The organism is Bremerella sp. TYQ1, assembly GCF_020150455.1.
Taxonomy (GTDB): Bacteria; Planctomycetota; Planctomycetia; order Pirellulales; family Pirellulaceae; genus Bremerella; species Bremerella volcania_A.
In genome coordinates, this window is sequence record NZ_CP083740.1 from 1,692,057 (window position 1) to 1,705,757 (window position 13,701).

The window sequence follows — 13,701 nt, forward strand, 5'->3', positions numbered from 1 at the left end:
GGCCCTCACGTCTCACGAAGTTCCTTCCGGTGACCATATGGTTGTGGAAACACCTGTTCCCATTCCGAACACAGCAGTTAAGCACAACCAGCCGATGATAGTGCCCACCAGTGCGAAAGTAGGTATCGCCGGATTCATTTACATTTCAAAAGCCCCGCTGATCAAAAAGCGGGGCTTTTTTATGCGCTGTTCCTCAACTCACATGCTATTTCGCGACCTATCCTTGAGGCGACCTCTTATGGTGTTTCGCCCTCTTTCAAGGACTATCGACGTATGGTCGCCTCCCTCGACTGGCAAATCATTCAGTGCCCTAAGTGCCATGGCACCCTAGAGTTGCGTGATGATATCGCCGTCTGCCAGGCGGAACAGTGCCGTGCCACTTTTCCTTCCACCGAAGGCGTTCCGATCCTGGTTCGCGAAGACAACAGCATCTTCGATACGGATCAGTTCTTGAAGAAGGAAGACACGTTTTTCCGCTCTATCCCCAAATGGCGGGAGTGGATCAGCCACCGAATTCCAGATGTGTCGTTGAACGTCAACGCGGATCGGACCGCGAATAAACTGCTCCAGCTACTCAAAACTCGCCCTGGCAAATCTCGAGTTTTAGTCGTCGGAGGTGGGATTGTCGGAGCTGGCCTCGGTCATGCTTTGAACGATCTCGATATTGAATGGGTCGAAACCGACGTCGCTTGGGGACCGCAAACCAAAATCATTTGTGATGCCCATGACTTGCCATTTCGCGATGGTTCTTTCGATGCCGTAATCGTTCAGGCCGTTCTCGAACATGTCGTCGATCCGCTGCGATGCGTCGAAGAAATTTATCGTGTCCTGAATGACGACGGTGTCGTGTATGCCGACACCCCGTTCATCCAACAAGTACACGGCCGGCAATATGATTTCACACGCTTCACTCGTTTAGGGCATCGACGACTTTTTCGCCACTTTGAGGAAATCGATAGTGGTATCAGCTGCGGACCTGGCGTCGCATTGGCTTGGTCGCTGCGTTACTTCCTATTGAGTTTCTTCTCATCCAACCGAATGCGTGGCATCGTTAGTTTTGCCTCACGGATATCCTTCTTCTGGCTCAAATATTTCGATTACTATCTCGCCAAGAAGAAGCAGGCGATGGATGCCGCCTCAGCATTTTTCTTCCTCGGTCGAAAGAGCCCGAGCATTCTTTCCGACCGTGAATTACTTTCTGACTATCAAGGTGGTTTTTAACCAGGCCCTACCGTCCGAAAGACGTCGACGACCCACCATTCGATGTACAGCCCCAGCGACCCATTGTGGCCGCCGAGAAAGAGCGGTGCATAGAACCAAATGACATAATAAAACTCGTCGTGGCCGGTTGTCTCGCGTAGCCAGCATGCAAGTCCAATCATCGGTCCACTGCTCAGCACATACACAATCGGCACCAAAAAGATAGCGATCGTCCATCCTTTCCAGGAAGCCGAAGATTTGGTGGCATCCGACATCGGTTTTGTTTCTGGCTAACAATCGCGTCTTTTGGGAAATCAACCGCCATCTCTATTTTCCTGGGACTTCTCCTGGAATCAAATGGAAGCCCCCATCTTTCGCAGCATGTTTTCCAGCAGTTCCATGGGCAAGCCAACCACGTTGGTGAGACTACCTTCATCGATTTCGACCCAGCCGGTGCGATCTTGAATTCCAAACGCGCCTGCTTTGCCCTCCCAGAGCCCCGAATCGAGATACTCTTCAATTTGGTCATCTGAAAGCGCGGCCATCTTTACCGTTGTTTGATCAGCATCGACCAAGATTTCGTTGCCCGGTTTCTTCCATAAGCAGACCGCCGACCAAACGAAGTGATCTCTACCGCGAAGTCTCTGCAATATTTCCCGAGCATGTTCACGATCCCGTGGTTTTCCAAGCGGCTTGCCATCGAGCTCCGCCAACGTATCTCCGGCGAGAATCAGCCCGCTTTCAACGCGAGTCGCGACATCTTCTGCTTTTTCTCGCGCGATTCTCAGAACAGATTCGCGCGGAGTTTCGTCTAGACGTGGAGGCGTTTCCGCCTCGGGACTTGGCGTAATTACCGTAACATCGTAGCCCGCCTCCTTTAACAGGAGTTGTCGCCGAGGAGACTGACTGGCCAAAATGAGAGGTACGGAGAAGTTCGCCATCTTTGATTTACCAGAAAGTGCTACGTTGGCTCCCTTGGAAGTTTTGTACGAAGATAACCACCTGATTGCCATTGCGAAACCGCCAGGCCTGCCAACGATGGGGGTCAGTGAAGGGGAGAAGAGTGCCGTCACGCTGGTCAAAGCATATCTGAAAAAGAAGTACGACAAGCCTGGGAACGTTTATCTAGGCGTCGTTAGCCGCTTGGACCGAATGGTTACTGGTGTTCTCTTGTTCGCACGGACGTCGAAAGCAGCCAAACGACTGAACGAGCAATTTCGAGAACGTTCGACCGAAAAGTCTTACGAGGCGATCGTGTCGGGAAATGGGATTGTTGAAACGGGCAAACTCACCGACTGGGTTCGCAAAGATGAAAAAAATCACCGGATGATCGCTTCCAGGAATCAGACAGCCGGCGGCCAAAAAGCGGAATTGATGGTGGAGTCGGTCGAAACGGTTTCCGCTGGATATCGACTCAAAATCAAACTAATGACGGGACGAAAGCACCAAATTCGAGTTCAATTATCGAGCCGGCGCGTCCCTATTGTGGGAGACCGCAAGTATGGCAGCTCGGTGCCGTTTCCCGCGGGAATTGCACTTCATGCTGCCCAACTGATCATTCAACACCCCGTAACTCGGCAAAACCTGACCTTAACGGCACCGATTCCTACAAACTGGCACAACTTCCTGTGATATAAAACCTTACGAGCATCCGACAGGTAAAGATACTCAAACGATATTCCGTTTTTTGTCCAATAATGAATCGGAAAGCCTCCCCACAAACCTGCGTCGAAAGTTAAAATAACGTAGCCTCAAGCCTCTTCAATTGATTCTTACGGTGCCCAGCTCTCAAACGAAGAAATTTCGAGATTCCGCGCTCGCAAGTGGGCTCGTGACTGCCAAGCAGCTCGAGGACGCGATGAAGACGCTGCGCGAAGGCTCGCTAAAGCATGAGTTTTCGGACGAAGAGCTGTCAGAGTACCTGATCAACGCCGATTTGCTGACCCAGTATCAGGCCGATCAACTCTCTAAAGGTCTGACAAAGCTTACCCTTGGCCCCTATGTCATCACCGACTGGATTGGACAGGGGGGGATGGGCCAGGTATTCAAGGCCGAGCACAACTTCATGGGTCGTGAAGTCGCGATCAAAGTGTTGCCGCAACAACGGTCTACCCCGGAATCGATTGGCCGATTCCTTCGCGAAATTCGGATGCAGGCCCAATTGGACCATGCGAATCTCGTCCGAGCCTACGACGCCGGCCAAGATGGCAACGTTCACTTTTTGGTGACGGAATATGTTCCCGGCACCGATCTGCGTCGACTGGTCCGCGCCAAAGGGCATCTGAATCAGCACCAAGGGGCGAGCATTATTTCTCAGGCCGCTCGCGGTTTGGCCTACGCTCACGAAAAGAAACTCATTCACCGCGACGTGAAACCAGGCAATATTTTAGTGACGCGAGACGGTACGTCGAAGGTTTCGGACCTAGGTCTGGCCGACTTCATGAACGACAACTCCGAGGAATCGAAGCTCGGAAAGATTGTCGGCACGATCGACTACCTCGCTCCGGAACAGATTCGCGATCCCCACGATGTCTCGGCGAAGTGGGACATCTACTCGCTCGGCTGTACGTTTTACTATGCCCTGACCGGCAAAGTTCCATTTCCTGGCGGCAACGTCAAAGACAAAGCGCGTCGACATTGCGAAGAGCCGCCGCTGCATCCGCACCGATTCAATCCGAATATCGACCGCGAATTGGTAGAAATCATCGCGGAAATGATGGAAAAAGATCCACTTCGCCGGATCACCTCAGCCAGTGAAGTGGTCGCTCGATTAGAGCCTTGGGCTTCGGATCATCGTGCATCCGATTTCACCGGTCAACCAATCAAGTCGGCCTGGCAGCCGCCACCGCCAGTTTATACCGGGGCCGAATCGGCTCGATTGAACGATACCGAAGCCGGTTCGAACGTCTACGAGCTTTCCGAATCAGGCTCGGAGCAGGGGAGTCAGTACTCTCAGTCGACCGTTCAAGCGTTGATGACCGATCAAGATACCAAGACGATTCGCGAGTCGCGTCGTTCTTCGGCTACTCCGCCACCAATTCCAGTTGTCACGCGTTACACGCGTCGTGAGAAGCAGCTGATCATGGCGCTGGTCTTTGGCTTGCCAGCATCGGCCGTGTTTGGGGCAATCGTCGCATACGTTGCGACTGTCATCAGCCAATAGCGTTTCTGCTTTCCGCTATGGCTTGGCTTTCTTGGCCTCTTCCAGCTCTTTGGCCAACTTGCCTTCGACGAGCAAGCTTTTATCTTGGGCAACGAGCCGCTGTCCTTTTTCAAAGAGATCGTCGATTCGACGTTTAATTGTCGGATCGAGCTTATTGTCCTTCAAAAACTGGCCCTTGGCGGAACGCAATTCGAAAGCCAATTCGTTGACGGTCCGTCCGGCTCGCAGCTGGTCGAGCCATTTCTCGGCGTCTTCGAATTCCCCTTGTTCGATCTTTCGGGAAACTCGTTGGGCCAGAATTTGACGACGCGCCATGACGTCGACCAGTTGATCGCGCCACCCTTCGACAAAACCTTCCGCTAACAGCCGAGGGCTGTCGTTAGTAATTCGTGCCGTCGTGGCTGCTTCGTGCCCAGGCACGACTGGCAAACGAGCCAACAAGTTGCCACCGCTTCGTACGTAGAGCAACCGAACGGCGCTACGTGGATCTTGTGGAATCGCGACATTTCCGTTGGCGTCCGATGCCCCCACCAACGTCGGACCATCAGGATCTTTGGAATATATTTCGTACCCTGCCAGCGGAACGGCTTCCGTCGCTTTATCGACCAGCTTCAGTTCCGTCGACTCATGGACGGGACGAATGCCAATGGCGAGTCGCTGAGTTCTTACATTTCGTCGCCCTGGAAGTGGTTGTCCATAGCCAGACACCATTGTTCCTTTGATCTGCAATCCGTCGTTGGCTTCGCAGCTGATGTATGTCCACGGCATGAATGCGATACCATTGGCCGGAATCAGGTTTCCTTGTCGGTCATTTCGCCGCAAGACCGGCTGCATGGCTTCGCCGACATTTACCGTCCCTGGCACCACCCCCGGCGAAAGGCTGTCGGCCGAAACCGTCGAGGGCATTTGCTTCCAGTCGATTTCTTCCGGTGGAGGGCCAAACACCAGGCTTTCGTTGATTCGCTTCTGGCGGAACTGAGTTTCTTCCTCGATCAACGTTGTGGCTTTGATGGTCAGTGCCACCGCCGGCTTCTGCACGTCGGTTATTTTGGCGACCGGCATGAACTTCTCATAGCTCAGTCGTAAGATCGCAGCCGGCAAAAGCTTTCGCTGTAAAACACGCACCTGGTGGGTTCCTCCCCACGAACGTGTCAGCGTGTCGAACTCGCGAAAAGTAACCTCCCAATCGCCATCGCGGCGGAGGGAAACCATTTGAATTCGATCAAACTCTTCCGGGCCAATTCCTAAGCGGTCGAGCTTCGCAATAAAGTCGTCCGCGGTGGCGTCGTTGGCATACCATCGCGTCAGGGGAACGGCAGCCGCACGTGCTTCGGTAGTCTGAATAGCGCCACTGGTGGCATATCGCTGGCGTTGGATCTCTTCCAGCAGTCCATTCAAAAACGCCTGGTCCGCATAGCACGACGGATCGACATCGACCGAAATCAACGTTCGATACGGATCGATTTCCCATGGCAGACGTTCCGCAAGTGCGATCGAGGTTTGACTCAGCACCAGCGTCAGGCATGCCCAGACAACGGTTCGACGAATTTTCTGCCGCATATTCATAGGTGGAAAATTCAATTCTTTGCTACGTCCAAAACAGGGGCGAGGTCCCATCGTTCGACTTGTTGGAACAACGTCATCGGTTGATACCCGATGCCGCCCAGTGAACGTCGATACACAAAATGATCTTGCAATTGAAACAAGGGAATAATCAACAAGTCGTCATGGCAAAGGCGATGCAGCGACCAAAAACGTTCGCGGACTTCCTGCCAGTTGCGTGACTCGCCCAATTGTCGCAGTGCCAACTGAAAGTACTGCGTTTGGTGTCGGTTGGGCACATACGTGGCGAACATTCGCGGAATGTCGATCAGCGGCTCGGCGACTTGCACTTCGACATACAACAAGTCGACGCCTTCTTTCGCCGGATCGGTCGCTTCGGCACTGACCGCCTTCAACTCACACGGCAGGCCCATCCGTTTCAAATACTGCACAATCGCCAAACAGGTCTGCCGCGACATCTCCGTATCAGGGTGCCCAATCACCAGCTTGGAAAGCGGGATCAATGCTTCCTTCTTTTCCTCGGCTTCTTCCCGCAACTTGATTTCTGCCAGCTTTCGCAAAGCGATACTCATTTGCGGTTCATAGCTACGTGCGGCGATCGAAAGATCGTAGCCGTACGAAACAGGATCGTCGGGGCTCACACCAATCGGAATCGGAGCACTGATCATGCGACAGCCATCCAATTCCTTGCCCGCTAACAGGCGCTCGTTCAGAATCTCTTGTCGATTGATGCCATAAAGCAAGCCGCGTCGGAAGTCACGATTCTTCAGGTAAGGGTTTTCCAAGTTAGGGACCAGCACGTGCATTGTCGGGGCACGATAATGATCGACAACAAGCTCTTCGGAAGACTCCGCCAACAATCGTGTTGCCGTGGCAGGATCTAACCGATCAACCATATGCACTTCGCCCGAACGTAACGCTTCCATCGCATCGGCCGTCGAATCAAACGGCAACAATTGAATCTCGCTTGGGGATCTTGCGGCCGCGGACTCTGACTTTTTCTCCGGTACATACGCATGCCCTGGCTCCTTTAATTTGACCGCACGGTACGGTCCGTTCGGCGGAACAGGGAACTGCGAAGTATTACCCTTTCGTGGAACAAAGCCCAACAACGCTTCAGGACGAACGTGTGGCAATCGCAAGCGAAGATCGACCTGGCGAATTTCACGAATGGTAAGGTTTTCGATCAGCGGAGTCAGCTCGGACAGGCTCGCATCTTGCTTCGAAGCGGGGTCCTGCATCTGACGCGACAAGTCGAAACCAGTCACCGGTGTCTGACGATCTCGCAGCACCACCGAAAGCTCGAAGCGATCGACGGGACGCAGCACCGTTCCAAACGGCGAAACATACTCGCCCCCTTCTGGCCCATATCCGACAATCTCGCAGAGATCGCGATAAAACAGGCGTTTGTTGCGGCGACCGGTCCATGTCATCGTATCGTGCGGCGGACTTGATTCGCCTAACGCAAGCGTGGCAATTCGCACTTGAGGGTATCGTCGAATCAGATCGGCCAGCTGCTCGTTGCCCCCATCAATGGTTGGATCGATCGAAAGAGCCAGCTCGGTCGACTCAAGAGCATCACGAAAATTCTTTTGTTCGATCAGTTGCTTCGCTTTGTCCATGTTTGTTTGAGCCCGACGAGCCAAGTCCTGCCGCCATTGGTTGATGCTCGCTGCGAATTGATCGCCATAGACTTTCTCGAATCGCTCAATCAGCATTCGGGCCGATTGCCACTGCTGGGCATCAATCTCCGCTTGAACTAATCGCAAGCCGACACTTTCGATCGACTTGTCGATGCTCTTGCGTTGCGGAAATTTGCGATGGGCTTCTTCCAGCATCCCCAGGGCTTCATCAAGTGCACCGGCTTGAAAGCGTTCCAGGGCGTTCTGGACCAACAGTTCTTCCAAGATTCGGTTGGTGCCGGGATAGTTGGGATACTCCGCACGCAATCTTTGCAAATAACGAAACGCGAGGTCGAAGTTTTTCGTCTCTAACCGTTTTCGCGCATCTTCCATCAGCAGTTGCGGAAACTGTTGATACCGCTCGATGTTCCGCCACGAAATCGCGAATTCGCGGCCTGGGACATCCATGAGTTCTACTTTGAGTTGCGGACCAGTTCGATCAGCCGTCGGTGGACCTCCGCCAGGCAAAATGACCGGTTTGACCCGCAGCGGCTTCTTGTCCTTCGCGGAAGCAACCGTCACTAAGTCGTACGGTTCGCGTTCGATCAGCGGTTTGGTCATCTCGACCGGAATTTTTTCTTCCTGGTCGCCATCTTGCTGCTGACCTGAAACGATCGCAGGCATCGCCCACAGGAACATCCCCAGCAGCGTGTAATGGAAACAAATTGCAAGAGTTCGTTCGCTACGAATCATTGAGCGATCCCCTCCAGCGGAATTCCGTGCAACGTTCCGTCATGTCCGTGAGCCCACAACTGTCCGTCGAAGAACGACAGTCCTTGGTCTAGCGGCTCTTCAACATCGAACTGGGCGACCACTTCCCCCGACTCGATGTCGATCAGCCAAACTTCGCCAAGCGAAAACGAAACAGCCAACTTGCCGTCGACGACAACCGGAGCTCCGGTGATTCGCCGGCCCTCCAAAGGGCATTTCCATGCGACCGAAAAGTCGTCTCGAATGGCCATCAGGCCTTCTTTTTCGGTGGCACAATAGATACGTCCCCCAACCTCTTGTGGTGGTGAAACGACTTCGCTTTCGATCACAATCGGGTCTTGTTCGGCCAGTTCCGGAAGCTGGAACAACCGCAATACGTCTTGCCCATCTTGGCGTCCGACGCCCACAAGCATCAGCCCGGCAACTGCCAACGAGCCAGGCAATTCTTCCATCAACGTGACTTGGTCAAGTGCGGTCAGGTAGGGCTCAGGACTCGTTTCAATGCCCAGGCGGAAAAGACGCAGCTTCTTATCGCTAAGCACGACCGAAGGTGTCGAGCCACCGACGACCGCCGGCGAAGACCAATCGATTGTCTCGCCAAAAGCCAATTCTGGCTGGTAAGGATGAACATCGGCAGCGCCTGACTTCGGATCGACGACCATGACTTGCCCCATTTTCGTGGGTATCAGTACTTTCTCGTTCCAACAGATCGGCGTACCAGCTCGCGGTGTTACGGGAATCTCCCAGCTCACCATTCGAGAGACTACGTTGCCGCCGCTCATCGCAATGACCAGCGATCGGTTTTCTCCGTCTGGTGGAAAGAAGACATGACTCTTTTCGTCAACTTTGGCGCCGCTGGGGAAGTGATAATGCTTCGTCATCACATCCAGCTTCGACTGAGGCTTATCTTCGATGTCGTTGCCTCCCATGCCCATCTTGGGAAGCGGAAACACGCTTCCTCGGGTATTCACGACCAAGGGGGAATCCGCTCCTTCCAATTGAAACGCTTTTCCAGCCGTGGGAGTCCCCAGCGTAATTTGCCACAAGTCATCCAGCTTGTTGGCTCCGATCCTTTGAGCTTCGACCACGAATCCAGCTGCATCGGCATGCCGGCGAGCGTGATAGATTTGGTCTCCGCGAATGATCGGTGGCACGACAAACACGTCGCCGTCGTGATCGACCATCTTTCGCACAACCGAACCTCGAGACAGCTGCATGACATAACGCGTCATGCGGCGATCACAAACCCAGAGATCCCCTCGACTGATCGCGGCGAAACCCAAAATTGGCTCCGAACTGTCTGCCTTCGTTGCAGCAACAAGGCGGACAGGAACGTCCTTGGCGGCCGTGTTGACTTCGTAAACAAGGACCTCGCCGCGGTCGTTGGTGGCAACCACTCGCGAATCAGAAATGACCGGAGGCACCAACACCTGGCCTGCCTGCCGGACGACATCTTGTGTCAGCTTCGCATTTCCTCCGCCGGCATCGACTCCGTACAGATGCAGGAAGCTATATTCCAAACCAGCGTTCTCAAAGAGGAACATCTGCCGCAGTGTGCCGGTCGGCTCGACGGCAATCGTTCCGACTTCATGACCGACAGGAATCACTTCGCTGCAGATCAAATCATCCGGAGAAAGAACGAAGACGTTAGAATGCTCGGCCACTGCATACACAGCAGAGACATCGGCCAGGATGCCAAGCGGTGCGGAAACTTTTTGCGGAAGTTGAACGCCGGCCAGGACTTCTCCGGTCTCGCGTGAGAGCTTCCAGACTTTGCCGTCCAGTTCGCAAACCAGGAGCGAGTTCTCGAACACTTTGGGACGGAACAATTGGGTTTCAAATTGTTGACGCCAGACAACTTCCCCGGAACGTTGATCGAGTGCGAGTAATTGCTTTCGCTGTGCATCGATCAAAGCGACCATTGATTTGCCTCCGTCGCCATTCCATGACACCGCTTGGGCATCGTCATCGATACCAACGTAACGTCGCCACAACAGGCGGCCTGACTCTAACTCGATGGCGTACGCCGTTCCGTCCAGTCGAAAGACGGCGACCTCCGAGTTTTCCGCAGCCGGCAACAACGGTTCTCGCTGCACGAAGGTGACCTGCGAAAGCAGCTCCATGGCGTTGGGATCGTCCGTAACGGGTGCCGGAAAATTGTCGAGCGGCATGACTTGATCGACCAGTTTCATCGCCGCTTTCGAGACTGCATCGACGACTGCCTCGTCGGTTCGCAGGGCAGGGTACGAGTCGACCAATTCACGACGAACCTGGTAAACCTCTTGAAACTTCCCATCCGCGGTGTGCGATTCAATCTTGGCGAGTGCTTCATTCTTGGCTCGGTCACGATCGATCTCGCGGCGAACACGGACCAAACTCATCTCGATCGTTTCGATCCGCGACTGCTGGGCTTCTCGTAGCGACGTCGGCAGGTAGGCGGGATCGTTGACTAACGCCATGGCAGCGTCGGCGAGTTCAGACTGACGTTGTTTCTCGTCGACGTCCGGGGATTGCTGAGCCCGTTCGGTCAAGCCTGAAGCGATTTCGGGCAGAATGGTCGCCAGCTCAGGACGTGCTTCCTCGAACGCAGGCGACTCGTCGATTTCGGGTAAGACTTCCTGCGTCGTCTTCAGTGCGAGTTCCCAGTCGGAACCACCTTCGACCATGTTCCAAAGGGAAGCCATTCCCAAGCGGACTTCTGCCAGCGGTGTGCTGGGATGATCAGGAAAGCGGCGGATGAACTTGTCGTACTCAGCGCCAGCTTGAACGTACGAACCACTGCGATAACTTTTTTCGGCAACTTGGAACATCTCATCGCCGCTATCAAACGCGAGCCAGAAGTACAGCAGACCGCCGACGAGTAGCAGCAGAATCAAACCACCACCACCGAACAGCAGCAGCGGCGAGTCCCAGGGGTTGGCGCGACTGGTCTTCTTCTTGTGCGTCTTCTTCTTTCCACCGCCGCCACTTTCGTTGGCAAAGGGATCGGTCTCTTCGCCTTCTTCGCCGAAGCCTTCCACGCCGCCAAGCCCCAGCGGATCGCCTCCGAGATCGTCTTCCGACGTCGGCATGTCATCCAGGGCGATAAGATCGTCCGCGCCGGTTTCGACGATTTCGTCTTCGACGGGATCGGCCTGCATCCATTTTTGCTGGGCCCGTTTACGACCTTCGCTGACAGGAATCGAATCTGCTTTGATGCCTGACTTTGCTTCGGAGAGCAGCTTTTTGGCCTGGTACTTTGTCAGCCGCTGCCGTTCCAGCAGAAACGTCACCAGGTCTTCAATCGACATGTCGAGCGAGCCGGTGCTCAACTGACGACGAATAGCGGCAAGCTGGTTGTCCGCCATATAGTCGTGGGCTTCGATCAGGTCGATAAATTCCGAAATGTTCATCGTGGCTAAGTTTCTCTGCTAGTGAACGAATCTGTTGTGGACCGAGTTAGGTTACGAGACCGTCATAAGTCTTCCTCGGTCGACATCAACCGGATCGAGTCGACGCCAGCATCGGCGCCGGCATCTAATGCGGTGACTACTTTTTCGTGAAGGGCTTCCACATGGGCGATCACCAAGAGTGTCCGCGGCGGCTGAGCGGGATTCGAAGCTCGCGCTTCACGAATCTGGCGGTACAGTTCCTGCTCGCTCGGAGCTTCCCGTTCCTGATCCCACGCCGCACAGCCAACAAAATAGGTATTGAACGAGTCGATCCGTACCAAAATGTTGTCCGGGTCGTCTTCCGGTTCCTCTTGCTCTTGGGCCACAGCGCTGGGGGCGTTGTCTTTCGGAGCGGGAACTTCCATCGACTTTTGAATCTGGAACGACGCGGTGACCATAAAGAAGATCAGCAGCAGGAACGTCACGTCGACCATCGGCGTCAAGTCTAACTCGCCATCGTCGCCGTCTCGCTTTGTCTGAAAGCTGACCGGCTGTTCCTGGGCGACCACGTTTTCCGCCTCGCGCGGCTTCGGCTGCGGAACGACCACATCTTCGGCGGTCAGCTCCAGCAACTCTTCCTGGTCATGCTCGTCGCTCAAACGAGCCGGCTTGGGAACTTCCAACCGGGTATCGCAGTTCGAGCAAAACGTGGTCCCGCCCACCATGTCGACACTGGCCGACAAAAGGTCGCTACACGCGGGGCATCGAAATCGAAAAACACCGTTACTCACTGTTTTTCTTGAACCCCCAAGTAAAGCCGCTCGACCGTATCGACAACACCGCTGCGTGTCGCGGCCAATGCGACGCGTTCGACTTCGCCGTACGGTACTTTGCCGTCCGCTTTAATCAGCAAATGCCGCTTCGGAACGCCACTTTCAATGCGTCCAGCGAAACTTCGTTCGACGAAATCGGTGATCTCGTCTTCCTGCTGATTCAAGTCGTTGTCTTCCGCTCGCGATTCGGCCGAAATGCCATCTCCCAGGTAAACCGTCGCACGTCCTTCGGTTCCTTCGGCAGTCAACGTGATGACGGCCGAGTCGAGGGACGATACGGTCGTTCCATGCTTTGCTTCCGGCATTTGTGCCGCCGTCTGCTGCTGCAAGTTCGACGTCACGATAAAGAAGATCAACAGCAAGAAGGTAATATCGATCATCGGCGTAATGTCCAGATCGCCTTCTTCCGGCCGTTTGCGGGCCGGCATGATCTCGCCTTCGTCTAGTTCTACGAGTTCGTTCGACATGATCGCTTCCCCCACGCGTTACTTCGATGCACTGACTGGCTGAATCTCTTCCAGTTCATGCATCGTTTCGGTTGCAATCGCTTCGCGAAGGCTACCCATGAAACGCGTCAGGCCAACGGCAACCAGGTCTTCCATCTTGCGGATGCGGATGTTCACGCTGTTCAAACAAAACGTCAGCGGAATGGCAATCACCAAGCCCAAAGCAGTTGTGATCAGTGCCAGGCTAATGTCGTTGGCCATTGCCCCGGCATCCACTTTGTCGGCCGTTGCCAGTTTGGCGAACGCCCCCATCATCCCCGTCACCGTACCAAGCAGGCCGACCATTGGGGCGCCTTTGATGACGGTGTTGATCCAGCTGATGCGGTGGTCCAAATCGGCCAGCACGTCTCGCTGAAAACGTTCGACGACTAGCTGCTTAACCTGCGAATACCCAATCTCGCGGTTTTCAATGGCTAGGTATGCCAACTGAGGCAATGCCCGAGGGTCGGACTCGCACAGTTCGCTGGCTTCCTCGAAGTCGCCCTGTTCGAGCGGTTCTTCGACGGCATCGAGAAAAGCATCCTGCTGGGCTTCGTTACGAAATCGCTTTTGCGACACACGTGCCCAGACCATGGTCACGCAGTAAGCGCCCCATAAGGCTACAAGGGCGAGAGCGCCGTACATCGACGTCGCAAAGATTTGAGTAAGTCCAGAAATGTCCATGTTTGTTAC

At 54.5% G+C, this 13,701-nt stretch carries 11 protein-coding genes and 1 rRNA gene; 4 read left to right on the forward strand and 8 right to left on the reverse strand.

The window, feature by feature from the left end:
• The first annotated feature begins 25 nt into the window (after window positions 1-25).
• A 5S ribosomal RNA gene (gene rrf / locus LA756_RS06285) occupies window positions 26-134 on the forward strand.
• Window positions 135-273: 139 nt separating this feature from the next.
• Window positions 274-1,221 (forward strand): methyltransferase domain-containing protein, encoded by a 948-nt coding sequence (locus LA756_RS06290; RefSeq protein ID WP_224439021.1) that lies wholly within the window; start codon window positions 274-276, stop codon window positions 1,219-1,221.
• Here LA756_RS06290 and LA756_RS06295 read toward each other — a convergent pair.
• Both LA756_RS06295 and LA756_RS06300 read right to left on the reverse strand, forming a co-directional pair.
• Window positions 1,218-1,475 (reverse strand): hypothetical protein, encoded by a 258-nt coding sequence (locus LA756_RS06295; RefSeq protein WP_224439022.1) that lies wholly within the window; start codon window positions 1,473-1,475, stop codon window positions 1,218-1,220. The genes LA756_RS06290 and LA756_RS06295 overlap by 4 nt on opposite strands.
• A 78-nt stretch (window positions 1,476-1,553) precedes the next feature.
• Window positions 1,554-2,141, reverse strand: coding sequence for a nucleoside triphosphate pyrophosphatase (locus LA756_RS06300; RefSeq protein WP_224439023.1), 588 nt, complete (start codon window positions 2,139-2,141; stop codon window positions 1,554-1,556).
• Here LA756_RS06300 and LA756_RS06305 point away from each other — a divergent pair.
• Window positions 2,116-2,832, forward strand: coding sequence for an RluA family pseudouridine synthase (locus tag LA756_RS06305; RefSeq protein WP_224439024.1), 717 nt, complete (start codon window positions 2,116-2,118; stop codon window positions 2,830-2,832). The two genes, LA756_RS06300 and LA756_RS06305, sit on opposite strands and share 26 nt — an antisense overlap.
• A gap of 199 nt (window positions 2,833-3,031) precedes the next feature.
• Window positions 3,032-4,363 (forward strand): serine/threonine-protein kinase, encoded by a 1,332-nt coding sequence (locus tag LA756_RS06310; protein WP_224439025.1) that lies wholly within the window; start codon window positions 3,032-3,034, stop codon window positions 4,361-4,363.
• 15 nt (window positions 4,364-4,378) lie between these two features.
• Here the strand turns inward: LA756_RS06310 and LA756_RS06315 are convergent, their stop codons facing one another.
• From LA756_RS06315 to LA756_RS06340, 6 genes are all read right to left on the reverse strand, one after another.
• Window positions 4,379-5,929, reverse strand: a complete 1,551-nt coding sequence (locus LA756_RS06315; protein WP_224439026.1) for a hypothetical protein — start codon at window positions 5,927-5,929, stop codon at window positions 4,379-4,381.
• An 11-nt stretch (window positions 5,930-5,940) separates the two neighbouring features.
• The gene (locus tag LA756_RS06320; protein WP_224439027.1) at window positions 5,941-8,301 is read right to left on the reverse strand and encodes an ABC transporter substrate-binding protein; all 2,361 of its coding nucleotides are present in this window, start codon (window positions 8,299-8,301) and stop codon (window positions 5,941-5,943) included.
• The gene (locus tag LA756_RS06325; protein ID WP_224439028.1) at window positions 8,298-11,711 is read right to left on the reverse strand and encodes a PQQ-binding-like beta-propeller repeat protein; all 3,414 of its coding nucleotides are present in this window, start codon (window positions 11,709-11,711) and stop codon (window positions 8,298-8,300) included. The genes LA756_RS06320 and LA756_RS06325 overlap by 4 nt, the downstream gene beginning before the upstream one ends.
• A gap of 62 nt (window positions 11,712-11,773) precedes the next feature.
• Entirely contained in the window at window positions 11,774-12,481 is a 708-nt protein-coding gene (locus tag LA756_RS06330; RefSeq protein ID WP_224439029.1) for a biopolymer transporter ExbD, read from the reverse strand.
• Window positions 12,478-12,990, reverse strand: a complete 513-nt coding sequence (locus tag LA756_RS06335) for a biopolymer transporter ExbD (protein WP_224439030.1) — start codon at window positions 12,988-12,990, stop codon at window positions 12,478-12,480. The genes LA756_RS06330 and LA756_RS06335 overlap by 4 nt, the downstream gene beginning before the upstream one ends.
• 18 nt (window positions 12,991-13,008) lie before the next feature.
• Window positions 13,009-13,692, reverse strand: a complete 684-nt coding sequence (locus tag LA756_RS06340; protein ID WP_224439031.1) for a MotA/TolQ/ExbB proton channel family protein — start codon at window positions 13,690-13,692, stop codon at window positions 13,009-13,011.
• Between the last annotated feature and the right edge of the window lie 9 nt (window positions 13,693-13,701).